18 protein-coding genes and 3 pseudogenes are annotated in these 24,772 nt (G+C 53.0%); 4 read left to right on the top strand and 17 right to left on the bottom strand.

Translation table 11 applies throughout. The features are described 5' to 3' along the window. Window positions 1-58 precede the first annotated feature (58 nt). The 3 genes from HMPREF0045_RS02155 to hrpB are packed head-to-tail and all read right to left on the bottom strand — an operon-like array spanning window position 59 to window position 4,280. On the bottom strand, window positions 59-850 hold the full coding sequence (locus HMPREF0045_RS02155; RefSeq protein ID WP_005985065.1) for a Cof-type HAD-IIB family hydrolase: 792 nt from the start codon (window positions 848-850) through the stop codon (window positions 59-61). A 36-nt stretch (window positions 851-886) separates the two neighbouring features. Further along, a complete protein-coding gene (locus HMPREF0045_RS09510; RefSeq protein WP_005985063.1) occupies window positions 887-1,699 on the bottom strand; it encodes a fluoride efflux transporter FluC in 813 nt (270 codons plus the stop codon). Between the two features lie 10 nt (window positions 1,700-1,709). Continuing rightward, a complete protein-coding gene (gene hrpB / locus HMPREF0045_RS02140) occupies window positions 1,710-4,280 on the bottom strand; it encodes an ATP-dependent helicase HrpB (RefSeq protein ID WP_005985060.1) in 2,571 nt (856 codons plus the stop codon). A gap of 169 nt (window positions 4,281-4,449) precedes the next feature. Here hrpB and HMPREF0045_RS02135 point away from each other — a divergent pair, with 169 nt between their 5' ends. Further along, window positions 4,450-6,201, top strand: a complete 1,752-nt coding sequence (locus HMPREF0045_RS02135; RefSeq protein ID WP_005985058.1) for a pyruvate dehydrogenase — start codon at window positions 4,450-4,452, stop codon at window positions 6,199-6,201. Between the two features lie 950 nt (window positions 6,202-7,151). Then, window positions 7,152-7,718: a TetR/AcrR family transcriptional regulator gene (locus tag HMPREF0045_RS02130; RefSeq protein ID WP_040315652.1), complete on the top strand. Its 567-nt coding sequence runs from the start codon at window positions 7,152-7,154 to the stop codon at window positions 7,716-7,718. Between the two features lie 41 nt (window positions 7,719-7,759). On the opposite strand, the gene HMPREF0045_RS02125 is transcribed toward HMPREF0045_RS02130, so the two are convergent. From HMPREF0045_RS02125 to HMPREF0045_RS02115, 3 genes and pseudogenes are all read right to left on the bottom strand, one after another. Beyond that, the gene (locus tag HMPREF0045_RS02125) at window positions 7,760-8,230 is read right to left on the bottom strand and encodes a response regulator (RefSeq protein WP_005985054.1); all 471 of its coding nucleotides are present in this window, start codon (window positions 8,228-8,230) and stop codon (window positions 7,760-7,762) included. Next, on the bottom strand, window positions 8,227-10,206 hold the full coding sequence (locus tag HMPREF0045_RS02120; RefSeq protein ID WP_005985052.1) for a sensor histidine kinase: 1,980 nt from the start codon (window positions 10,204-10,206) through the stop codon (window positions 8,227-8,229). Before HMPREF0045_RS02120 ends, HMPREF0045_RS02125 begins: the two co-directional genes overlap by 4 nt. A 3-nt stretch (window positions 10,207-10,209) precedes the next feature. Beyond that, window positions 10,210-11,615, bottom strand: a pseudogene (locus tag HMPREF0045_RS02115) (SLC13 family permease). Window positions 11,616-11,947: 332 nt separating this feature from the next. On the opposite strand from HMPREF0045_RS02115, the gene HMPREF0045_RS02110 reads away from it, so the two are divergent. Then, entirely contained in the window at window positions 11,948-13,390 is a 1,443-nt protein-coding gene (locus tag HMPREF0045_RS02110) for a flotillin family protein (protein WP_005985049.1), read from the top strand. A 117-nt stretch (window positions 13,391-13,507) separates the two neighbouring features. Here the strand turns inward: HMPREF0045_RS02110 and HMPREF0045_RS02105 are convergent, their stop codons facing one another. From HMPREF0045_RS02105 to HMPREF0045_RS10890, 7 genes are all read right to left on the bottom strand, one after another. Further along, window positions 13,508-14,824, bottom strand: coding sequence for a hypothetical protein (locus HMPREF0045_RS02105; protein WP_005985047.1), 1,317 nt, complete (start codon window positions 14,822-14,824; stop codon window positions 13,508-13,510). Window positions 14,825-14,860: 36 nt separating this feature from the next. Further along, window positions 14,861-15,958, bottom strand: coding sequence for a bifunctional GNAT family N-acetyltransferase/nucleoside triphosphate pyrophosphohydrolase family protein (locus tag HMPREF0045_RS02100; protein WP_005985045.1), 1,098 nt, complete (start codon window positions 15,956-15,958; stop codon window positions 14,861-14,863). Window positions 15,959-16,071: 113 nt separating this feature from the next. Continuing rightward, window positions 16,072-17,235, bottom strand: a complete 1,164-nt coding sequence (locus HMPREF0045_RS02095) for a multidrug effflux MFS transporter (RefSeq protein WP_155813070.1) — start codon at window positions 17,233-17,235, stop codon at window positions 16,072-16,074. Between the two features lie 633 nt (window positions 17,236-17,868). Then, the gene (locus tag HMPREF0045_RS10900; protein ID WP_005985041.1) at window positions 17,869-18,210 is read right to left on the bottom strand and encodes a hypothetical protein; all 342 of its coding nucleotides are present in this window, start codon (window positions 18,208-18,210) and stop codon (window positions 17,869-17,871) included. 415 nt (window positions 18,211-18,625) lie between these two features. Continuing rightward, window positions 18,626-19,327 carry a DUF6318 family protein gene (locus HMPREF0045_RS09505; protein WP_081466770.1) on the bottom strand — a complete coding sequence of 234 codons (702 nt, stop codon included), beginning with the start codon at window positions 19,325-19,327 and terminating at the stop codon, window positions 18,626-18,628. Between the two features lie 94 nt (window positions 19,328-19,421). After that, window positions 19,422-19,862: a hypothetical protein gene (locus HMPREF0045_RS10895; protein WP_005985034.1), complete on the bottom strand. Its 441-nt coding sequence runs from the start codon at window positions 19,860-19,862 to the stop codon at window positions 19,422-19,424. 13 nt (window positions 19,863-19,875) lie between these two features. Next, a complete protein-coding gene (locus HMPREF0045_RS10890; RefSeq protein WP_005985032.1) occupies window positions 19,876-20,181 on the bottom strand; it encodes a hypothetical protein in 306 nt (101 codons plus the stop codon). A gap of 127 nt (window positions 20,182-20,308) precedes the next feature. Between HMPREF0045_RS10890 and HMPREF0045_RS02075 the strand changes: the two are divergent. Continuing rightward, a pseudogene (locus tag HMPREF0045_RS02075) lies at window positions 20,309-21,620 on the top strand (ISL3 family transposase). Here HMPREF0045_RS02075 and HMPREF0045_RS02070 read toward each other — a convergent pair. The 4 genes and pseudogenes from HMPREF0045_RS02070 to HMPREF0045_RS10885 all read right to left on the bottom strand — a co-directional run. Next, complete coding sequence (locus HMPREF0045_RS02070) at window positions 21,592-22,308, bottom strand: DUF6318 family protein (RefSeq protein ID WP_005985027.1); 717 nt, start codon at window positions 22,306-22,308, stop codon at window positions 21,592-21,594. The pseudogene HMPREF0045_RS02075 and the gene HMPREF0045_RS02070 overlap by 29 nt on opposite strands. Before the next feature lie 116 nt (window positions 22,309-22,424). After that, window positions 22,425-23,195 (bottom strand): hypothetical protein, encoded by a 771-nt coding sequence (locus HMPREF0045_RS02065; protein WP_005985025.1) that lies wholly within the window; start codon window positions 23,193-23,195, stop codon window positions 22,425-22,427. Continuing rightward, a complete protein-coding gene (locus HMPREF0045_RS02060) occupies window positions 23,185-23,892 on the bottom strand; it encodes a DUF6318 family protein (protein ID WP_005985022.1) in 708 nt (235 codons plus the stop codon). Before HMPREF0045_RS02060 ends, HMPREF0045_RS02065 begins: the two co-directional genes overlap by 11 nt. Before the next feature lie 436 nt (window positions 23,893-24,328). Then, window positions 24,329-24,772, bottom strand: a pseudogene (locus HMPREF0045_RS10885) (hypothetical protein); the annotation flags it as partial.

Here is a 24,772-nt window from a genome sequence, read left to right as displayed (position 1 = left end):
ATTTAAGTAGCTTGTTGATTTAAGTAGCTTGCTGTCAGTGGCGTATTGTCCCCGCGCTCTAGAGACCCAGCAGCTGTTTGATTACGGTAATTACCCCGTGCTCGGTGTTGGCTGGGGCCTGGTAGTTAGCGGCAGCTTTGACGCGGGGATCAGCGTTGGCGACGGCGTAAGAGTAGGTTGCCTCGCTCATCATTTCCAGGTCATTTAAGAAATCACCAAATACTGCGGTCTGCTGGGGGCTAATACCTAGCGCCTTTTGCAGGGCGCGCACCGCCAAGCCCTTATTGACACGCGAGTCCATAATGTCAACCCAGTTTTTGCCGCTAATAACCACCTGGTCATGGGCGCGCAGTGGCTCTAAAGCTGGACCCAGATTAGCTTCGGCGTCGTCGAAATCATAACCAGCCACTTTAATCAGCGGGGCGTCTACACTACGCAGATCATCGACTATTTCCAAAGCCGCATAGTATTTACGTACCTGCGCTAAGAAAGGTTCATCAGTGCGTGAGCAGTAAGCCATTTTGGCTCCACAAAATACTAAACCAAAATCGCTATTAACATTTTCTAATGCATCTAAAGTAGCACGTACCGTATTTGGGTTTAATTCGGTAAGAGAAATGGTCTGCTCATTTTGCACCACATAAGCGCCGTTTTCAGCGATAAAAGGCATGTCTTTACTGGGACCAAAATGACCCAGCAGGTTGGCGTATTGACGCCCTGAAGCGGGTGCAAAGAGCACTCCACGCTGGCGCATTTGCTCTAGCAGCGGCCAAAACTCGGTCGGAAACTGGCTGTTGCCATCTAGCAAGGTGCCATCTAGATCGCTGATAACTAGCTTGATGTCGGGCATGAAGACTCTTTCAGTGGCGCGGAAGTTAACCCAAGTCTAGTTTGTCAAAGTGTAGGCCAAAGCCAGGGCAGCAAAACAGCTCAACGCCATACCTACCTGGTGAGTTAGTGCCCAGCGAGTTTTACCTGCTAGCACCAGGGAGCCACCTTCAACACTGGCCGTTGAGAAAGTAGATAGGCCACCTAAAAATCCAGTGGTAATAACTGCCAGCCAAGGCCAGTTAGCGCTAGCACTGGCCCCACTTACTGCCCCCATCAAAGTGCAGGCCACCAGGTTAACTATTGTTGTGCCCAGAGTTATGGGGGTATGAATTTTGCTGTTCACCCAGTCCCCCAGTTTCCAGCGCCCTAGTGCCCCCACTCCAGCTGCTCCCAGGGTGCTTAAGGCTAGCAGCGTAGACATTTTAGGCAGACTCATCGCCCCCACCAGTAAAACTGTGGCACTAACTAGGGCTGCCGCGTAACGCCAGCGCAGAGTGCGGCCAAGCCTATAGCCCACAACTGCCACCACTAAGCCGGCCACAAGCGAGCCCAAAGCGTAGCTAAATGCTAGATGCGCAGGTAATTTAAAAACCTGAAGCATAAATGAGGAATAGGTAGTAAAACCACCCATAAAACCAGTACCTACAGCCAGGCGTAGTGCCTGCTGGTGCTTAGCTGCTAAAACTTGTCCTCCCTCGCCTGCTAAACCACCATAAAGAACCGCTAAGGCGAAAGCGCCCCAAAGGTTAATTAATACATAAGCCCAAGGAATAGCGGCTCCCTGCCAGAGCGAGCCTAAACCCACTCGGCTAGCGGCCCCCACGGCTGCGCCCAGGAATACTAGCGTCCAAGTCTGCTTAGCTGTCATAACTTCTAGTTTACTTACGTGGTTTGGCTCGGTTGGTAGGCGTGGCGTTTAAAGGATCCTGCGGCCAGGGGTGTTTGGTGTAGCGCCCGCGTAGCTGGGAACGTACCTGTTGATAGGGCCCAGCCCAAAACGAGGCTAGATCATCAGTTATGGCTACCGGGCGGCCAGCTGGATCAGTTAAATGAAGTAACAGCGCTACTTCTCCCCCAATTAGGCGTGGGCTGCTAGTCCAGCCAAAGGCTTGTTGTACCCGCAAGGTTAGTACCGGGCGGCCACTAGACCAATCAATAGCTTTAGATATCCCGCTTGGGATCAGCATATTTACTGGAGCTAGCTCATCTAGCTGGGCAGCTTGGGGCCAGGGCAGCATGGAGCGCATAACTTCCAGCATTGGTATTTGGCTTATGTTGTGCTGCGTAAGCAACTGGCCATAGGGTGCCAACCAACTATCTTGGCTAGCTAAAAGAGCCTGATCACTTACATCAAGCCAAGGTAAGCCCAAGCCCAGATGCAAAGCCTCCATACGCTGGCGCAGGTTGGTGGCTTCTTTAGACCAGTTCAAAGCTTGTAGGCCCTGCTTATGTAAATATTGTTTTACTGCCTCAAGGGCTTGCTCTGGGCTGGGCGCGGTGGCACTAGTACGCAGCACAATCTGGCCTAAACGTTGCTGCTTAAGGCCGCTTACCTGCCCGTTTTCAATGGTGATTTGGTCGCATTCGTTAACCAGCGCCTGGCCAGCAGCTAGGGCGTCGTCCTCACTGATGGGCACAGCCGCAAGTATGCGTGCCTGACGGGAGGTGGGGGCGCGGTCAACACCGCTCACTGCTAGCCACTGCTGCCCAATTAGTGGACTGTGGCTCTCTAGCTGCGCCCCTACCCCATTAGCTAGCAGGTAGGTGTCAGAATCGGGGCGTTTGCAAGCCAGTAGCTGCGGGTAGGCCAGGGCGCTAATTAGCGCCAGACAATCTTGAAAGCCACGTTTTTCCGGGCTTTTTCCTAAGGTTTGGTTCCCAAACTCGGTTTTAGCGGTGGCTTCTAAACGTTTAGCTTCACGGCGAATCTGGCCAGCTTCACTGCTTTTATAGGCGCCGCTGCCTTGGCGAGCACCTTGAAAAAGGATTTTACTGGCAAAGCGAGCTAGGTCGCCGTCGTCTACACGCAGGTCCTGGGCTAGTGTGGCCACGCACTGGGCTGCGTCTCTAATCCCAATCAGGGAGCTGCCTTGCCATAGCGCTCTAGCTAGGGCTGGCTCTAAAGGCAGTTTAGCTAGCTTACGGCCCTTCTTGGTGGCGGCGCCGTCGTCATCAATGGCCCCTAAAGCACGCAGCTGCTGACCAGCCTGGCTCCATGCACCACTGGGCGGTGGGTCTAGTAGGTACAGGTCGCCGGGGTTTTTCGCGCCCCACACGGCGGCTTGCAAACGCATATTGGTTAGCTGAGAGGTGGCGATTTGGGGCTGGGAGTGGGCTGGGCGCCGGGCGTAATCGACTTTATCCATGAGTCTAATGGCCTTGCCTGGTCCTAGGCGGGCGGCGCGACCAGCTCTTTGGGCCAGACGAGCACGCGAAGCCGGCAGGGTAACTAGCTGGCCGATACCGCGACGCACATCTAAACGAGGTTCGCGTGCTAGCCCCGCATCCACCACGGTGCGCACCTTGGGCATAGTCAAAGAAGACTCGGCAATGGCGGTGGCTAGGATAATTCTTTGCTTAGCGCTGGGGCTAAAAATTCGGTCTTGTGCTGGGCCGCTTAGCTGTCCGTGCAGGCTTAAAATCTCGACGTCGTCGCCCACTTGGGGGCTTAAAAGCTGGCGGATCCGCTCTATCTCCCCCACCCCGGGCAAAAACACCAGTATGTCGTCATTTGTTTGGCTCGCTTCAGCGGCTACTACCTGGCTGCAGTGAGCTAAGAACTTAGGGTTAACCCCCATGTGGCCCTGGCTATTAGGTGTTAAAGCAGCTTGCGACGTTGGTTTATAGACAATGTCTAGAGGGTGTATGGGGGTGGGAATTTCGGTAGTTATACAGGCGCTGTCGGTGGCTTTGGCAAGTAGCTCAGCTACCGGATTGGCGTCTAATGTGGCCGAGGTGATGGCTAAAAATAGGTCTTCGCGTAGGCTGGCGCGTACATCCAGACAGAAAGCTAGAGCCAGATCAGTGTCTAGATCGCGCTCATGGAATTCATCGAGTACTACCGCTCCTACCCCTGGTAGCTCAGGGTCATTTTGCAGACGCCGCAGCAGCACCCCGGGAGTTAGCATTTCGATGCGGGTAGCTTCGCTTACACGCCTATCGCCGCGTACGCTATAACCCACTTCTTGGCCTATTTCTTGACCTAGCAGTGAGGCGATACGTCGAGCTGCAGCGCGTACGGCCACGCGCCGTGGCTGAGTGACTAGCACCCGACGGTTTTCTAGCCCGCCTAGAGCTACTGCAATGGCTGGCGATAGCAAGGTGGTTTTGCCACTACCGGCAGGAGCCGTAATAAGTGCGCAGTTGCCTGGGGTAGCCAGGGCAGTTAGGGCCTCTAAACTCTCGGCTACCGGCAGGGGCGGTGGCGCGGCAATAAGCTGTTCCAACACGCCCCTAGTATCTCAAAACGGTAGCAGTGCTAACCTACCGCGTCTCTTTGCACACAAAACTAGGGACTTTTGACCCATAGGGAGTATGGTGGATTACTAGGTTTTAAAAACCTAACAGTTGGCGTCTTCCAAGTTTAACTGGAGGCACACTTAGTTTTAAGGAGCTTGTATGAACGTCGCTCAGCAGTTAGTACAGCAGCTAATTGATGCTGGCGTAAGCCACATTTATGGAATTGTTGGAGACTCTCTAAACCCCGTTGTCGATGCCGTACGTAAGTCTGGCGGTAGCGCTAAGGGTGGCATTGACTGGATCCATGTACGTCACGAAGAGGGCGCAGCCTTTGCGGCCGCTGCTGAGGCTCAGCTGACCGGCAAGCTGGCAGTGTGCGCTGGTTCTTGTGGGCCGGGCAACCTGCACCTAATTAATGGCCTTTATGACGCCCAGCGTTCAGGTGCCCCGGTGCTGGCTATTGCTTCACATATTCCCACCGTGCAGATTGGTCAGACCTATTTCCAAGAAACCCACCCTGACCGTCTGTTTAACGAGTGCTCCGTTTACAATGAGATGGTTTCCACGGCTGCGCAGTGCCCGCGCGTAGTTAACGCCGCGATCCGTCACGCAGTTGAGCTAAAGGGCGTCAGTGTTATCACCCTGCCTGGCGACATTTCAGATCAAAAAGCTACTGGTCACGCCCCTAAGTATGTGCCCGCACGCTCTAGCGTGATTTCCCCCAACAGTGAGGATGTGCGCGAGCTAGCTGAGCTGCTCAACCGCTCTAAGAAGGTAGCTATCTTTGCAGGTGCCGGCGTTGAAGATGCTCACGACGAGGTGGTGGCCCTGGCAGATAAGCTCAAGGCTCCCGTGGGTCACACCCTACGCGGTAAAGACTTCATCCAGTACGACAACCCCTTCGATGTGGGTATGACCGGCCTGCTTGGTTATGGCGCTGCAGCTGAAGGTATGGTCGACGCCGATGTGCTGCTAATGCTGGGCACTGACTTCCCCTACAACCAGTTCTTACCTGGTAAGTGCACGGTACAGGTTGACAGCCACGCCGAAAAGTTAGGCCGCCGCACGGATGTTTCCCTGGCTATCCACTCTGATATCAAGGAACTGATTAAGCAACTACTACCCAAGCTAAATGGTAACCGCTCTGATGCTTTCCTAAAGGGAAAGCTTAAGAAGCACGCCAAGCTTATGAACGCCCCAGTGGGTTCATATACTCGTAACGCTGAGAAGCTAAAGCCGATTCACCCCGAATACGCTGCCCACGTACTTAATGAAGTGGCCGCTAAGGATGCCGTCTTCACTGCTGACACCGGTATGTGCAATGTGTGGACTGCCCGCTACATTGATCCCCTGGGCACGCGCCGCCTAATTGGTTCTTTCCTGCATGGATCTATGGCTAACGCTCTGCCCCATGCTATTGGTGCCCAGGTAGCCTACCCTGGTCGCCAGGTAATTTCGGTTTCTGGCGACGGCGGTCTATCCATGCTGCTAGGTGAACTAGTAACTGCCCGCATGTACGATCTACCCATCAACGTGGTGGTGTTTAACAACTCCACCCTGGGCATGGTCAAACTAGAAATGCTAGTAAACGGCCTACCTGATTTTGGCACTAACGTACACGACGTTAACTACGCCAAGATCGCTGAAGCTGCCGGCTTCCATGCTCAGCGCGTAGATGATCCTAAGGATCTACGCGACGCTTTCAGCCAGGCCTTTGCCCACAATGGCCCCTCCTTGGTGGAAGTAATCACCGACCCCAACGCACTATCGCTGCCTCCGGAGATCAAGGGTGAGCAGATGATTGGGTTTGCTACTGCTATGAGCAAGGTGGTTTTGAACGGTGGCGCTGGTGAGGCCATAGCAATGGCTACCTCAAACATGCGTAACATCCCCCGGCTAGACCAGTTCTAAGGAGAGAACTACACTCTTTCGTCCTTACTGAAAATCGACTGAAACCGTTTTCAGTGAAGACAAGAATTTAGTTTCTGTAAAATTTTGCGGGCGTCAGCTGTAAAGGTTGGCGCCCGTTTTGCTGCAACTTTTACAGTAGGTGTTGAAAATGACATAAGGTCGCCCCCGGTAGAGCAAGCAGCTCCAACAAAAATCTACATCTTCCCCAAATATAAGACCCATATTTTTGGTGCTCCCACCACCTCCCCCTAGGTTTATGGGGCTATGAGGGCGAAAAATTTACAAAATTGCCGATCAAGCTTCGCTCAGAAGCATCCTAAGCGCGGTTTGGTGCCTCTCCCCTGGGCTGATGCCCCACTAAGTGCCATAAGTGCCAACTGAATCTGTACCACTCGCTTCAAAAAACTAGCCGTAGCGCACTTAAGATGACGCCTTGACCCCGCGAAGCCTCATATAAGCCAGCTTCAACTTAAAGTTCAGCCCTCTAGCAGATAGGGTTCGATTCCTAAGATGAGGGCTTATATGGCCATCATTGACAACTACTAGTGTCAAGCATACGTAGCCCACTCCCCTATAGGTCTCCAACAAAGTCGTTTGTGGATATAACACGCCCCTGCAGCGTGGATGGGAAGCGGCTGGAAACGTTGGAAATGCTTAGCAAAACATGAGTGCATAAGTATGCGCCCCACTTCTTCACTTCAATGTTGAATAAATATTCGGGGAGTCTTTCGATAAAATTACCGCATATTTATTCATTCGTTAAGGTTCCGCCGGGCGTGCATAATTATTCTTAATGTTTTGTTAGACAACTGTCGTTCTATGCTTCTTTGCTTATTCGACAACAGTTGCTTAGTTATCTACTGTCTATCTTCTCTACAACAGTCGTTGATTAGTGTCTATTTATCTATGATACAGGTGTCTAATAGGCGTAATTGCAGTATTTTAGGTACATGGTAGACAAGCAAGACCAACGTTGGCTACGCGCCGAGGCAGCGATTCTTCAGGCTTATACTCGCGCTCTAGAGGATCCAAAGAGCGCTAATCAAATCTCTGTCACTTCCCTAGCTCGTGAAGCTGGTATCAACAAGGCCACCTTCTATCTGCATTATCGAGATCTGGCCCAGCTGCGTGGTGCATATCTTTCTACTCAAGTAGCCAAGCTGGTTGAAGCTATGGATTACCTAGATAAGTTCTTTATGCAGCCACGTGAGTTTGCAGTGCGCTTTGCTGATGATAGTTTTGCTCGCCTGGCTCCCCTAGTGGAGGATCCTATTTTCGCAAGGGAGTTAACAAGTCAGCTTGTAGGAAAGCTACAAGAGCTTGCTGTTGGGCAAATCGGAGAACTGGATCAGTCTCAGATAAAAATGCTGTGGTTCATCTGTGGTGGACTGGTTACCTTGATTTCGGCTCTCGATCCCACACAACCAGCAGATGTGGAAACTGTGCTGGGGGATTTTCTAGCGGCTCTAAATCAATACCGTCAAAGTTTTTCCACGCGCCAAGTTACTGCTTGGTGAGGCTAGCTATCCGCTAGCCTCACCAAGCAACTGCAAGCTACTTAGCGTATAGCTTCCATTACCCGTACCCCATCAAGTACAGGAAGGTAGGGTAAGGGGTCTATGCCGTTTTCAAGCACATAGTTAGTTAGCTGCTCACGCACTACTGCTGCTAGCTTCTGGGGATCCCAAGGCTTAGCAATGTAGTAGTCTAGGCTAGCTTCATTAACTGCTTTAATGGTGTCATCCTGATCGGCTTGACCAGTTACTAGCACAGTGCGGGTGGAGCTAAAACGCTCGTCGTGAGTTAGCTCCACTAGGAAGTCCACCCCGGATTCGCCTGGTAGGCGGTGATCGGAGAGAACTAGGGCTAGTTCGTCACCGTCAGAGAGGATGTCATCGATAGCTGCCCAAGCGTCGGGCACATCTTGGGCTACTTCATAGCGGATCTTGCCCCAGAAAGGCTCAAGGTCACGCTCTAAAGCAGTGCGTACATCAGCCTCATCTTCGAGCAATAAAATAGTCACAGTCATGATTCCTCCTGTGGTGATGGGGTTGGCAAGGGGGTTACGAATAGGTTGTCCGCCCCTGCTAGTGGCAACAGTACATGCATACGAGTGCACCCGGGGTGGGAATCGATTGAGAAATGTCCGCCGTGATCAGCAATGATGGAGCGCACGATAGGCATTCCCATACCTAAGCCAAAGCGCACGCGCCCAGCTTTAGTAGTGAAGTGTGGCTCCATGATTTTTTCTAGCACATGGGGTTCGATACCTGGGCCATTATCTTCAATGACCACATGAACTCCCTGAACCTCATTAGTGACAGTGATGGTGATATGAGCTTTGTTTTCTCCGCGAGCAGGTAGTTGCCCGGCGGTTAGATCTTCAGCTTCGTCATCTATAGCTTCAGCCGCATTAACAATCAGGTTGGTCCATACCTGCGAGAGCTTGGCTGGGAAACCTAGAACCTCGGGTACGTCGTCGTAGTTACGCTCAACTTCAACGTTACGTAAGCGATGAGCAGTAAGGCGTAAGACGTCGTCGATGTTGGCACGTAAATCTACGGGTCTACCTTCCTGGGCGTCAGGGCGGGCATAGCCTTTAAGTGACTGGGTTAGTTCAGTTACGCGCTGACCAGCTGCCAGCACTGAGCGCAGGCTTTGTCCCAGCCTGGCCCCATTTTGAAAAGCCTTAACTGCTCCAGCTTGGCTCATAAGCTCACGCACTTGGGCTTGGTCTCTAACCCCAGCGCTTACCAGAGTGCGCGTCAGGTTCCTATCCCCCACTAAAGGCAATAGCTCGCGAGTCAGCTGACGCTCAACGGCAGTAGACAGTGTCTGGCTGTGCATGCCTTGATGCATGCCACTGCGGGCTATTTCAGGATTAGCGCAGCTAAGTACCGTATCTACATCCTGGGTTAGATGCCCAGCAGCACGCAGCAGGGCCGTAACCGGATTGTTGAGTTCATGGGCAATACCTGCACTCAACTCCCCCAGCATTGCAAACCTGGCCTGCTCCACTAGCTCGGCGCGGGTTTGGCGCAGATCCTCATTAGTGCGGGCCAACGCCTGTTTTTGAGCCTCAAGATCCTCAGCTAAGGTAGCGTTTTCTACATGCAGTTCTTCTGCGCGCATTAGGCGGCGCGTCAGTGAACCAATAGCTAGCGCAGTTAAGGCTGAACCAATAGAAGGATCATTAGAGATAACTATCTGCAGCTGCTCAGTAGTTAATCGCACTAAAGTAGTGTTTACGGTAGTAACCGCGCTAAAAAACGCGTTCTCCCCACGTGCCAGCGATACCAGGCCAATAATTGGCCCTGATGAAGCCAGATGAGCTAACACTTCACCATGACGCGCGTCGCGGTAGAGAGAAACTTTACCTTCAAGCACTAGGTTCACAGCCGCAACTGGTTTACCTTCGGTAAGCAGATGCGTGCCGGGAGGCACCTGGATGCGGGGGCGCCGGCCCAGTACTCGCTCCACGCCTTCGAGAAACTTCATCACGATTTCGCGTTCATCAGTGCTTAGTCCCTTTAATAAGGGGCCTTGCACCGCAAAATCTGGGGGTCTGCCAATCAGTTCACGAATGCGTTTATGGCTGTAACCGTTAAGGTAACGCAGCATCGTTGAATACACCTGGCCAGCCAGCAGCGGCAGGCTCCAAGGCGCACTAATAATGGCTGACAAGATGCCGTCCTTGGTGGCCTGGGTAAGGTCACGGTGAACTTGCGCGTCACTTACCACTAGCCACTGAGTTTGGCTTAGGTGCTGGTGGGTGCGGGCCTTAAAAATTAAGGCATCAATATTTGCTACCTCGCTGGTGGCAATCGCGATAGCTACATGATCAAGCTCAGTTAAACCTGCGCAGTAGTCATCTATCTGCTCAATGCCAAGAACTGGGTCTACATGTAGTTTCGTAAAAGCTTTAGCTAGCTCTACTCTCAGCGGCTCGGCGATACCATGAGAGTTATCGCCAAAGACCAAAATAGTTACAGTATCTGCAGCCATGACCTATTTGATCCCAATGGCACCCCAGGTTAGTGGGGCAACAAAAGCTAGCAGCACAATACCAATCAGGCCAACGATTACACCCACAATAGCCATTTCGCGGGTGGGGGTGGTGCCCGTGGAGTAGGCAATGGCGTTAGGCGGCGTCGAGATAGGCAGGCACATACCCAGCGAGCAACCCAGAGCAATCACAATGGCAATTTCAGCGGCTCCACTGGAAACCGACACGGCCAAGCCCATACCCATAGGCACCAGCAGGTTAGCTGAAGCCGAGTGGGAAATTACGTTAGAGGTAACCCAACCCACCAGGGCCAAAACCAAAATCAGCAGCAGGCCAGGGATAGAGGTCCAGTCGATTGAACCCAGCATCCACTTATCTAGTCCTGTGGCGCTAACCCCGGAGCCCAGTGCGATACCGCCGGCCACCAGCCACAGCACTGGCCAGTCCAAAGCTCGCAGGTCATCGCCACTCATTACCTTGGTCATCAGCAGCACCACTACCGGTAAGAAACCAACAATGTTTGAAGAAATGTGGTGCAGTGACTCAGTCATCCACAGCAAAATAGTCAGCCCAGCTACGCAGTAGAAAATGATGGCGTTACGTGACTTTTCAAAGCGGGCACTGGTGTCAATATTGAACTTTGCGTCATTAGGGATGTAGCGCCAGGCAATAAAAGCCCAAGACAATGCCAGCAGTACCAGCATCAACGGCACTGCCGCCAGCATCCACTGTAAGAAGGTGACGTTAATACCAGCGTTTTCCAGTGCACCCAGGGCAATTGCGTTGGGGGGTGTGCCCACGGGTGTGCCCATGCCACCCACATTTGCGGCCACCGGAATCGACAGCGCGATACCAGTGCGAGCCTTGCCCTCAGGCAGAGCCATAATTACCGGCATCATCACCGCAAACATGGTGGCGGTGGTGGCCGTGTTCGACATGAACATGCTCATGATGGCGGTAATTAGCATGACGCCCAGCACGGTCAGGCGCGGCTTACCAATAAAAGGCTTTAGCAACACCGCTGATAAGGCGCGGTCGAGTTTGTACTTGGCGGCGCCGTCGGCCACCATAAAGCCACCCAGGAACAAAATAATGACCGGGTTGGCTAGTGCCCCAAAGAACTTGGTGTAGGCTGGGGCACCTTTAGCTACGTCAAGCAGGGCGTGATCAGAAATGAACAGCACTTCTAAGAAGATCACTAGCACTGCGGTACCAGCTAGCGGCACAGCCTCACTAACCCACAGCAAAATGGCGGCTAGGAAGATACCGAACATCCTGGTGCCTTCTACGCTTAAGCCTGGCAGCTGCACAAACAGGCAGATGGTAATGGCTGCCAGGGCACCTAAGGCACCAAAAGTTTTAAAGGGGCTGAACTTTTTTTAGACACTCCAGCGGGGCGCGTGGACATGTTTTGAGCTGAGCGAGGGTTGATAGAAACCCCAGCTTTGGAGCGGTGAGACATAGCTAAAAGACCTCGGCGTCTTACGGATTGGTTTAGGTAAGTATATGTTCGCGATCACAGAAGTTAAAGCTGAGCTAAGGGAGCTAAGCACTAACTAAGGCGTGTCGTGGCACTTAGCTGGGGTGGACAACTTATAATCGCGGCGCGCTAGTGGACAATAGTCCCCAAGTAGATCTCAATGAAGCTTAACTTGGGGTTTAATCCCCCAGATTTTCATTAGCTTCTAAGGTTAGACTTCTAGCTGTTGAGCTAGTTTCTAGCACTTGAAAGGTGCATCTATGTTTATCTTTGCCGCAATTTGTGGCGGATTGCTGTGTTTGTTCTTATTCTTGAGGATCTCCTTTGTCTCGGCTTCTCCCGCTGACATCAAGGTAGTTTCTGGCCCTTGGGGACAGCGCGCCCTACGTGGTAAGACCGGCTGGAAAGTGCCGCTAATTGAGCGCGTCGATACCCTAACTGCCTCCATGATTAGCATTGACGCTAAGACCACTGACAGCGTGCCCACCAATGATTTCATCAACGTGCATGTAGATGCAGTAGTGCAGGTGCGTATCGGTTACGAAACCCAGCAGCTACTTAACGCAGCTTCTAGTTCCTTCATTCACCGCAGCGCTGCAGAAATCGGTACGCAGGTGCGTGACACTCTTGAAGGTCACCTGCGCGCCATTATCGGTCAGATGAAACTGACTGAGATCGTCACCGACCGTACCGCTCTAGCTGACCGTGTCCAGGAAAATGCCACCCGTGACCTGGAGGAAATGGGTCTAGTAATCGTGGCTTTCTCTATCCAGTCGGTTTCCGATGATCGCAATGTGATCTCCAACCTGGGTATCGACAATGTGGAGCAGATCCGCAAGAACGCTGCTATCGCTAAGGCAAATGCTGAGCGAGACATTATTAGTGCTAGCGCCCGCGCTAAGAACGAGGCTAACGAAACCCAGGTAGCCACCGACATGGAGATCGCCAAGCGCGACACTGATCTAGCTAAGCGCCGCGCAGCTCTGAAGGCTGAGGCCGACACTGAAAAGGCCAAGGCCGACGCTGCCTACACGATTCAGACTCAGATTCAGCGCCGCGACATTGAGCGCGAAACTGCTCAGGCAGACATTGTCAAGCAGGAACAAGAAGCCCTGGTTAAGGAACGCGAAGTAAAGGTAACCCGCAACGCCCTGGAAGCAACCGTTAACGCCCAGGCCGATGCTGACCGTTACGCCGCTGAGCAGGCCGCCAACGCCAAGCTTTATTCCCGTCAGCGTGAAGCTGAAGCTGAAGCTTTCGAACAGATAAAGCGCGCTGAGGCCACCAAGCAGGCGATGCTAGCTGAGGCTGACGGTTTACGTGCCAAGGGTGAAGCTGAAGCTGCCGCTAAGGCTGCAATCCTTAGCGCTGAGGCTGAAGGTCTGGAAAAGAAGGCTGAAGCCATGGCCAAGATGAATCAGGCAGCCGTTCTGGAAATGTACTTCAAGGCCCTGCCGGATGTGGCCGCAGCTATTGCCTCGCCGCTGGCTAACGTCGACTCCATCACCATGTACGGTGAGGGTAACAGCGCCAAGATGGTTGCTGACATTACCAACTCCCTGTCTCAGGTAAACGCTGGCCTTGGCGAAACCATGGGACTAGACCTGCGACAGATGCTGGGCGCCCTGGTAGGTGCCAAGGTGGTAGCCCCTACCGTTGAGCAGGCAGTTGCCGACGGCGTAGACAAGGGCCTAAACAGCTAAGGCCCATTAACTAAAAGCTGTGGGGTCACCGTTTGGTGGCCCCACAGCTTTTTATAGTCGCTGCTTATAGATGTTCTGGGTCAGTTATCCTTAACCTACCCGCCAGCTGGCAGCTCTTTAGGTAAATGAGTTTTGGATACCGATCTGGATAAAGTCACCTAGGGTGACGGTAATCCCCCAGATGTCAGTGTGGACTTGCACGCCCTTATCTCCCAGTTTAAACAGTCTGCTTAAACCACCCTGGCTAGTGGTGCGTGAACCAATGGGGGCGCCATAACGTTTTTCAAGTTCCCAAGCTAAAGACCAGGCCATGCGGGCACGACTGGCTGGATCTAGCTCTAAGCTAGCCTCCTTAGGTTCTGGGGCCACATTTAGATTCCAGGCATAGCGCTTTTCTAAATACCATCCTGGCCCTAGCCAAGCTTGGCGCCCACCTAGATCTCCCGGACAGGCACCCGCCTCAATGGCGCTTTGGCTGGGGGTTATGCCAGAGAGCCAACTATCAATGATTTTAAAAACTGACTGCAACGCTAGGCCCGGATTAACTGGCACACCCTGCAACGGTTTTTCTTCAAAGCCTTCACTCTCATCAAGCTGAGCTTTAGCCACCAAGTTGCGTACGTCGTCGAAACTAAGGGCTGGAAAGTTACTGCCATCAGGCTCTATTTCGTTTTCCTCGTCATCTTCCCACTCAGCAAACAGCTCTAGATCCTCTGCGCTTTCCTGGCCAGTCAAAGACTCTGGACCATTAGCTAAACCTTCACAACCTAGGAAAGGTAGCTGTTTAAGTGGCACTCCCCCACCCAATCCAGAGAGAACCGCAGTTATATCAACATGCCATAATGCCTCTAGAGGAATTTCAACCTGTTCGGCGCCCACAACTGAGCTGATAGTAAGTCCCTGCTCAGTGGCGCCAACCTGCACAATCCCCCAACCAGACGCCTCCATATTCCAGCTAAAATTAACCGGTTTACGCCAAGCGGGTGGCATTAGTTTGATAGCTTCAGGCAAGCTGTTAAGCACTGGAGCGAAATACATATCAAACGTACTCCAGTTATAGCAAAGCATATAAGCTAGATCTAACCAACCTTTAGGTGCACCAAGCGGATAGATAGACCAGGCATAGCTAAAATTAGCTATATCTTCATCTGGCTCACGGTAATCAACCGCAAGCTTTTCTTCACCCTCTACTATTTGGGTGTCATAGCAGCGCAGCGTAAGCTTATAGCCCCATTTTCTATCCGCAGTGACGCCAAGTTCTACACTGCGCACCCCTAGCACCCAGCGAATAGCGAAATCTGGGCCCATAACGATAGGAACAGTGGGTGAAAGTAGAGAGTTGATATCTAAAATCAGGCGGTGTAAATCTTCTAGGCTCACTTTTCGGCCCAGTAGGATAGCTACCCGGTTAGTTGCCTCAGCTTCTACATTCATGCCCTTGTCCCCTTCCTAGCTCATAGTCAGAACCTATTACAGCCCCAGCACCCCGGCCACATCAGGCCTAAAGTAGCCCGGGCCTTTAAGCACCTTGCCATCTTCACGGTAGATAGGTTTGCCATCTTCACCCAGTTTAGACATGTTCGAACGCTGCACTTCAGCTAACACTTTAGCCAGGTCAATACCCATTTCTAGGGCCATACCGTAAATGACGTAGATCAGATCAGCCAAAGCGTCAGCCGCCTCGACCGTGTCGCGCGAGCCGTCGTCGTCGCTAACTGCCTGCTTAAAAGCAGCCTCAACCCCTGCGCGAGCACGCTTGCCATAGACCGCACCTACTAGTTCACTAAATTCTTCGGCAATCAAGCTCATGCGCATATGTACGCGCTCGTTATCAACACTAGGGGCATCAGTAGGCAAAACCGGCAGCCCATAAACATGGTGGAAGCGGCGCACCAAAGCCTCCGGGTCGTCCCCCTCACGCTCACCGACGCCGTCGTGAGCCACCAAAGTAGTATCCACAGCCTGGCGCCCCCTGACCGGGCCATCCCAGGGAGCAACCGGCTCTAATGGGTCACCAGCTAGCAGTGTGCCCACCCACTGGTCGCAATACTCGCCCTTATTTTGCCCATGCAAACGCACCAAACCTTCCCGCTTGAAACCAAGCGACCAGGCCAAACGCCACGAAGGCCAGTTAGGTACGCCGTCGTGAATTTCAGCTGCCCAATACAGGGCGGGCATATCAAAATTATCAAAAGCCGCATGAATTACTGCCGCCACAGCCGCCCTGGCAACCCCGCTGCCGCGTACCTGGGGCGCAAACCAGTAGCCAATTGCAGAGCTAGCAAACTCAAGTGAAACGCAGCCCACCAGCTGGCCGTCCAACCGCACTGCCCAAGTTGCGCGTAAATCCTGGCGCCAACCTGCTTGAGCTACTTCCTTAATGAAATATTGGGCATCTGCAAGCGTGTAGGGGCTGGGCACCGTAGTCCATTTAGCGATCGCGGCGTCGGCGCAAATCTCACTAACTGCAGCGGCATCTTCTAAAACAAATTCGCTTAGTTCCAAGGCTGGCACGTGCTTACCCTGGTTATCAACATGGGCCGGAACTAAAACGTTAAAAGCTTGCATGAGCACATTCTAAGTCAGGGCCACAGAAGCCAGAGCCACAGCGCCCCCTAAAACACTTATGGCGGGCAGCTGACCAGCCACCTGCCACAAATTTAACCATCTACCCCAATCTACTAGCCGATGTGGTGTATCTTCACCGGCGCCTTGCGGGCCATGAGGAAAGCAGTCAAAGCACACGCAGCTGAAACTGCACTGACAATGGCAAGCGCAACCGTAGAGTTTTCGCCGCTCAAGCCGGCTGTGGCCGTGGCGATACCACCTAAGGCAAACTGGCTCATGCCAATCATGGCTGAAGCAGTGCCCACGGCGGCGCGGTCAACTGCGGACAGTGCCACGGCAGTAGAGTTACCAAAAATGAATCCCAGCGAGGCAACTGCAAAGAAGAAACACAGCGCCATCAGGCGAATATCGGAGCCGGTAATGGTAACTAGGCCAATACCTGCCACGGCTGAAACATTGATAGCCAGACCTAAAGCAATTAGCTTTTCTAGGCTGTAGCGTTTGGCTAGTTTGCCTGAAAGCGCAGTGCAAGAGACCATGCCCATAGCGTTGACAGCGAAGGCGATGGAGTAGCCCGTCGCGCTCATGCCCATCATGTTTTGGTATACGAAAGGTGAGGCAGCGATGTAGGCAAATAGCACTCCGGCCGCGCACACCATGGTGGCCCCAAAACCGATATAGCGCAGGTTTGCTAAGGCTTTAAATCCGCCCTTGTCCCCCGCTGCTCGGCGACTTTCACGCACCTGACGCGGAAGCGATTCGCTTACAAACAGCACAGTCATGATGATGGTTAGCGTGCCAATGGCGGCCATAACCCCCATGATTCCGCGCCAACCAATAGGGTCAGCGAGTACCCCTCCCAGCAATGGGGCAACAACTGGCGCTAGCCCAGTAATGGTCATCATGACGTTTAGGGCGCTGGCAGCCTGCTTAGACTGAGCGCCATCTAGGACAATGGCGCGTCCAAGCACCATACCAGCGCTGCCGGCTAGGCCCATAAGTAAGCGGGCCCCAATCAGTAGCTCAATATTTGGGGAGAAAGCAGCAATCAGACATGCCGCAACATACAGTGTTAGCCCTGCTAGTAATGGTTTACGGCGCCCAATTCGGTCAGAGAGCGGACCAAAAAACACCTGGCCAAGTCCCGAACCGATCAGGAATGTAGTCAGTGTCAACTGTACTGTGGCTGATTCGGTAGCCAGATCTTTAACCATGGCTGGCATTGCCGGCAGGTATAGGTCGGTAGATAGCGGTGCTACCCCAGACATAAGTGCCAATGCGATAAGTGTAGGTGCGGCTAGGCTTTTAGTGGTTGAGCCTGACTCATTGAAAGTAGCACCTGCCCCCTCGGTGCTTAAACGTGACTGTGTAGTGTCGGCCCCTTCAGGGGATGATACGGATTTGCGTGAATGTGTCACATAAATAAGCTGTCATGATTACTGCAGCTTGGACAAGCAACCTGGGTGATGCAAATTTTCACAGCCAAATTCTGTACAGCCACATGCATTTACAGGCAAAATCGTCCCTTCCCTATAATTTTTTCATGGGGTTTTATAGGCAACGGACGAAAACCCCGTATCTGTAAACCCCTTCCCTGCGTACTTGTCCTTTACTTGCCTGGCCCGCTGGATTCTAGGGGGTAGTTGCAGCAACCTTCACTAGAATCTGAGGTCACTTAGTCTCAACAGACTAGCAAGCCGCAAGCAATGCCGGCCTGCCGCGCCCTGCCCATAGAGGAAGTCCCTCTAGGGACAGCCTCTTGTTTTGCAGGTTTTTAGGGTAACGACGACGGCGGTGCACCCCCTGCCTAACTATGGCACCTGGATTTATGTTAGGCGGAAGTCAACACCACCGTCGCCGTAGCTTAAATTTACCTAGTTTGAAGCTCTTTTACAGCTACTAGGTCAAACTTATGAAGTGGTTCCGTAAGAGTCAGCGATATACAAGTTGAACGGGCTGGATGTCTCAGTAGTGGTGACTGTGCCGTTGACTTGGTGCCACTGGGCCTGTCCAGCGATACGCCACCTAGCACTCCAGGAAGTACGCAGTTTGATCACGTATCCGTTGCCGGTTACCTCGTAGGGGTGGCTGACCGTGTAGTTAGGGTATGGACTGCCCGGATCAGTAGTGTCAAAGGACTGACCGTCCCCCCAATCCCAGTTAAAAGAAGTGGGTGTAGCTTCAACCTCAATAGGGGTACCCAGTAGAGTGATGTTGAAGGTTTGCTTGTCAGGGCTGGTCCACACCATCATGGGTTACTTAAAAATAACGAAAACCTCCCCACTCGGGTAGCGGTTAATACCAGAACCATGCGGGATGAGCCGCGCTACTTGCTCGTTACTGACCGTAGTGGGGCCGGCTGCTAGGGGTGCGCCGGTGTTGGCTTGAGCAGCGCACATTTCGTGGACTGCTATAGGTTTTCCTCCTGTTGCATGAGATAGCAGGTTTGGGATTATGACGCATGCGAACTGGTATGTTGCCGCGTATATCGCAGCTGCTTCAGGGTCTATGGGCCCGGCTGGCTCAGCCACCGCTGAAAAACCACCAGGACTAGTCGTGGTCTCACGCTTACTGATAACAATGCCATTATCGTCACTCTCTCCCTCAGTATTTGCCATCGCAGAAGGAGATAAGGCAATTATTGGTACTAGCACATATATTAATCTTTTAATCTGCACGATTAGCCGCTTCAATTACGATCCATTTTGAGCCGTTGTATTCAAGCTTTACACCAGCCCAGCGTGACTGCTTTTCGTAGTGTTGAATCCTGCCTTCACTGTGATATTGAGTGAAAGCTTCACGCTCAAACTCGACTTGTATTACTACCGTGTCTTTAAAGTCATCCCTACGAAAAGCTTTAGTGAATTTCACTGTAACCGGCTCAGTCCAGCCGCCTAAAGCATGATTTTCCTTTGCATGTTCGACATGCGTAGTAGCCGTGTAGCTACTGCCTGGACATAGTTCTTTGTACTCGGAAGTTTTTCCAGTGGTGTAGATGTAATAATCCAGCTGTACCCAGTATTTGGCGGTAGCTATCGCACCGTCATCGCTATTGACGGTGATTAGTTCTGGTTTGGGTGGTGGTGGCGTAGCCAGGGCGCGCTTCTTTGAAGCTTCCAGCTCTGGGGTCATGATGAGTGTCGGGCTAGCTGTAGTGCTTGGCCTACCAGTTACAGTAGACGCGCCGCTACTAGCTTTTGGCGTGGCGGTAGCCGCTTTAGTGTGCGTGCTGGCGACGGCGACTTTGCCGCTAGCTGTGTTTGAACCGCTTTGTTCCTGGCTCTCACTACACCCAGTCAGTCCTGAACAAACCAGTAACGTCAAAGCCAAAGCCGTCTGTAAGTGGCGTTTAGTTGGTGGTGTTTTCATTGTGTTTCCCCGTGATTTATCTGCGTTGATTCATCTAATTACGAGTGGCAATAAGCCATTGCCGAAAAATTTGAAATAGTCCCGTAAGAAGCTTTTATGGAGTGGTTCCGTAAGAGTCGGCAATGTAGAGATTGAACGGGCTGGATGTCTCAGTAGTGGTGACTGTGCCATTGACCTGGTGCCACTGGGCCTGGCCGACGATACGCCACCTAGCACTCCAGGAAGTACGCAGTTTGATCACATAGCCGTCACCAGTAACCTCATAAGGATGACTAACCGTGTAGTTAGGGTAAGGTACGCTCGGGTCAGTGGTCTCGAAAGACTGACCGTCCCCCCAATCCCAATTAAAAGACACAGGGCTCGCCTCAACCTCAATGGGCGTGCCTAGCAAGGTGATGTTATCGGGGCTGGTCCGCACCATCATTGGTTGCTTGAAGATAACGAAGATTTCCCCGCTGGGATAGTTGATACAGGAGCCGTGCGGGATAAGGCGAGCTACCTGCTCGTTACTGACCGTGGTAGGCCCAGCAGCCAAAGGCGCACCAGTGTTAGCACTGGGCAGTGCATTCCTCGGGGGTGATCACCTCGGTTTTATCAAAGATGGCGACTATTTTCGGCATTGTGACGCAATGTAAGCGGTACCTTTCAGCGGCCCGTTTAGCCGCTTCAGGATCTACCGGCCCGGCTGGCTCAGCCATCGCCGAAAAACCACCAGGACTAGTTGAACTTTCTTTACTCTCACCAATAACGAAAGAGTCCGCACCATCATCAATCTCTCCCCAATTATTTGTATCTGCAGGAAGAGATAGAATAATTGCCGGGATCAATAAATGCGCCAATTGGTTAGCTTTCACGGTTTACCGGCTCTTCATAATTGAGGGTGTGGGGGTGGTATGCGGGGTTCGGCGTGTCGTGGCCGGGTAGGGGTCGAGGTCTTCCGATGATGGGGGTTCCTACACCGTCCATCCGAAAGACCTCGACATGCCTAATACTACCTTTGATCGCCCTGACCTGAGCACCTTCACACGCCTGGATGACCTGGGCCTGGAAGTGACGGGCCAGCGTGTAGGAGGCGATCGGACCATCTTGGCCTGCAAGGTAGTGGGTGAGGACCGGTGGTGCCGACAGTGTGGGGGCGAAGGCGTCGTACGCGACACGGTGATCAGGCGCTTGGCTCACGTACCCTACGGGTGGCACCCCACGATCTTGCACGTGAGCGTGCGCCGCTACCGCTGCTCCCAGTGCGCTCACGTGTGGCGTCAAAACATGAGTGCAGCGGCCGATCCACGCGCGAAGCTCTCACACTCGGCGGTGCGCTGGGCGCTGGTGGGCCTGGTGGTCCACCATCTGACAGTGGCTCGTATCGCCCAGGCCCTAGGCGTGTCCTGGAATACCGCCAACACCGCTGTCCTGACCGAAGGAGAGCGTCTACTGATCAATGATCCAGCACGGTTCGATGGCGTGCGTGTCATCGGGGTGGATGAACACGTGTGGCGTCACACCCCCTACGGAGACAAATACGTCACCGTTATCTTGGACTTGACGCCCATCCGCGACCGTCGCGGCCCCTGCCGGCTCTTGGACATGGTCCCGGGTCGCTCCAAGCAGGTTTTCAAAGCCTGGCTGGCCTCCCGCCCCGACACGTGGCGTGAGCGTATCGAGATCGTCGCGATGGATGGATTCACTGGTTTTAAGAGCGCTGCCGCCGAAGAACTCCCCGATGCAAGGGCAGTCATGGATCCCTTCCATGTTGTACACCTGGCTGGCAACGCTTTGGATGAGTGCCGCAGGCGCATCGGGCAAGACCTTCACCATCGGCGCGGGCGTGCCACGGATCCCCTGTACAAGGCTCGCAGGATGCTTGCGCACCAGATCTTGCCTGCTCACGCCACGCCAGCAGCACCAACTACTCGACCTGTTTTCCAGTCAGGAGCACGTCGCCCTCGAGGTCACCTGGAGTGCCTACCAGAACATCATTGATGCCTACCGCGCGCCCGACACGGCTGCGGGCAAGGCCATGATGCAAGCCGAAATTAATACACTGACCTGCACGCGTGTACCGAGGGGTCTGAGAGAGCTCATTACGCTGGGCAGGACACTCAAACGCCGAGCCGGGGACATCCTGGCCTACTTCGATCATCCCCACACCTCCAATGGCCCTACCGAAGCTATCAACGGGCGCCTTGAACATCTACGCGGATCCGCACTTGGGTTCCGCAACCTCACCAACTACATCGCCCGCTGCCTCCTCGAAACAGGAGGATTCAGACCCCAACTACACCCTCAATTATGAAGAGCCGGTTTACCGCCTCGATTACGATCCATTGTGAACCGTTGTATTCAAGTTTTACGCCAGCCCAACGAGATTGTTTCTCGCGATATGTAACCTTGCCATTACTGTCATACTGATTAACGCTTTCACGTTCAAAGTTGACTTGTACTACTACGTTATCTTTAAAATCTGATCTGCGGAAAGCTTTGGTAAACGTAATTGTGACGGGGTCATTCCAGACGCCATTAACGTAATTTTCGGTTGCGTGTTTTACTGGCTTGGTGGCCGTGTCGCCGTTTCCTGGACATAATGCTTTGTATTCATCTACTTTTCCGGTGGTGTATATGTAGTAGTGTAACTGCACCCAGTACTTGGCAGTGGCGATCGCACCGTCGTCATTGTTGACAGTGATCAGTTCAGGCTTGGGTGGTGGCGGTGTGGCTAGGGCTCGCTTTTTAGCTGCCTCAAGTTCTGGTGACAAGGTCGCGGTCGAGGTGGCTGTGGGTTTATCAGCATCCTTGGCTTTACCACTGGCTGTGGGGGCAGCGGTGGCTACCTTGGTGTGTGTGCTGGCGACGGCGGCCTTACTACTACCAGCATTTGCAGCGCCTTGCTCTTGGCCTCCGCTACACCCGCTCAGCCCTGAGCAGGCCAACAGGGTTAAAGCCAACGCTACTTGAAGCTGACGTTTATATGGTGCTGTCTTCATTGTGTTTCCCCCATGATTAATCCGCATTGATTTATCTAATTACGAGTGGCAACAAGCCGTTGCCGAAAAGTTTGAAGTAGTGCCGTAAGAAGCTCTTACGAAGCAGCAACTAAGACTTACGGAGTGGTTCCGTAAGAGTCAGCGATATACAAGTTGAACGGGCTGGATGTCTCAGTAGTGGTGACTGTGCCGTTGACCTGGTGCCATTGGGCTTGGCCTGCAATACGCCACCTAGCACTCCAGGAAGTACGCAGCCTAATCACGTATCCGTTACCGGTTACTTCGTAGGGGTGGCTGACAGTGTAGTTAGGGTATGGAGTGCCCGGGTCAGTGGTGTCGAGGGATTGGCCGTCTCCCCAGTCCCAGTTAAAAGAAGTAGGCGTCGCCTCAACCTCAATGGGTGTGCCTAGCAGGGTGATGTTGAAGGTTTGCTTGTCAGGGCTGGTCCACACCATCATGGGTTGTTTGAAGATAACGAAGATTTCCCCGCTGGGGTAACGATTGATCCCAGAACCATGCGGGATCAGACGAGCTACTTGCTCATTACTGACCGTGGTAGGGCCAGCAGCCAGTGGCGCGCCAGTGTTGACTTGGGCAGTGCATTCCTGGGGAGGCCCTGGGGCCATCCCCATTGTCATGAGTACTTCTACCTGTGGCAGTATGCATTTTTGGGCGTATTCTTCAGCGGCTCGTTTAGCTGCTTCAGGGTCTACAGGCCCGGCTGGCTCAGCCACCGCAGAAAAACCACCAGGAGTAGTTGTTTCTTCACGCGCACTTATAATGAAAGATTTTCCAGTAGAGTCCCTATCTCCAGCTGTATCTGGTGGCGCAGAAGCAGATAGAGTAATTATTGGAATTAGTAAACCAGATAATTGCTTAACGTTCATTATTAACAGCCTCTTTAACGATCCACTGTGTGTCAGTGTATTCAAGTTTTACGCCAGCCCAGCGTGATTGTTTTGGAAAATATTCAGTCGCCCCATTACCGCTATATACAGTGTAAGCTTCGCGTTCGAAATTAACTTGTACTACTACGTCGTCTTTGAAGTCATCTCTGCGGAACGCTGCGGTAAAATTAATTACAACTGGATCAGTCCAACCACCCCTAGCATGGTTTCCGGTTGCGTAATTTACTGGAGTAACAGCAGTAGATTCATCGCCGCTACAGAGTGCTTTGTATTCATCTACTTTGCCGGTGGTGTAGATGTAATAGTGAAGCTGCACCCAGTATTTAGCGGTAGCGATCGCACCGTCATCACTGTTGACTGTGATCAGTTCAGGCTTGGGTGGTGGTGGCGTGGCCAGGGCACGCTTTTTAGAAGCCTCCAGCTCTGGGGTCATGATGAGTGTCGGGCTAGATGTAGCGCTGGGCGTGCCGGTTGCAGTAGGCGTACCAGTAGCCTTGCCGCTGGCTTTTGGCGTGGCGCTTGGCGTCTTGGCATGTGCAGTGGCGACGGCGGCCTTACCGCTAGAATTTGAACCGCTTTGCTCCTGGTTGTCACTGCAGCCGGCTATGCTCGAGCAAGCCAGCAGGGTTAAGGCCAGTGCTGCCTGCAGATACCGTTTATTTGTTGAGGCCCCCATTGTGTTCCCCCGTGATTTATCTACACTGATGAAGCTTTAAGGGAGTGTTGGGGAAGTATTACAAAGCATGGTACATAACACCCCGTGCTTTTGGAGTGTTATACATCGCGTTTAGTAATGCCTAATATTTTAGATCTGCAACCTGGATCTCGCAGGCAAATCAAAAAACCTGCACCAATGTGTCTCAAACCACTAATAAAACTGAGAAAAATTGCCACCGCCCCTATTCGTAAGGACTACCGCACCTCTGCCGGCAGCCCTCCAGCCAACCTCTATGTAGGCCTTCCCACCAGGCCCATACAGTCTTTACTTCCAGCCCCTACCCCACCTTACACAGTCTGCACGCCGCCAACATCAAGGAATCACTACCTGCAAGCCAGTATCATTTAACACTGGTCCGCATCGGGGTTAAAGGACAAAAAGAGTTGGTGGAGGGTTAGTCCCAGTTGTTTCGGTGGGGGCTTGTGTGGTGGAGGTCGTGCCAGGCGATAGCGTCGCCCCATCTGGGGATGACACCGGCTGCGGGGTGTGTGCGCGAGGCGTGTTCCCATTGGGCTTCAATCTGGGTGTCTGTGGGCATGATTTTGAGGATCTGGGCTGGTGGGAGCGGGTTTTCGGTGTGCATGTAGCACCACCAGAAGATCGCTTTGATCCGGCGGGTCAGCCGCATTCCCCGGTGGTCGCGCAACAGTTGACGCAAGGGCGCGTTGGTCGCGCCTTCGATCTGGTTGTTCATCGCCGGCAACGCCCCCTCAAACTGGGGGTCGGTGTAGGTGAACAACACCTCGGCTCCGATGAGCCGGTTCACACTGTTGCGGGCCCGCACGAGTCGTTCGTGCGTGTATGCCCACCGCCATCGTCCCTCTTGGTCTTCTGCGCG

The sequence above is a fragment of the Actinomyces graevenitzii C83 genome, assembly GCF_000239695.1.
Classification (GTDB): Bacteria; Actinomycetota; Actinomycetes; order Actinomycetales; family Actinomycetaceae; genus Actinomyces; species Actinomyces graevenitzii.
The sequence above is the reverse complement of the archived record's forward strand: the minus strand, read 5'-3'. Positions and strand labels throughout refer to the sequence as shown.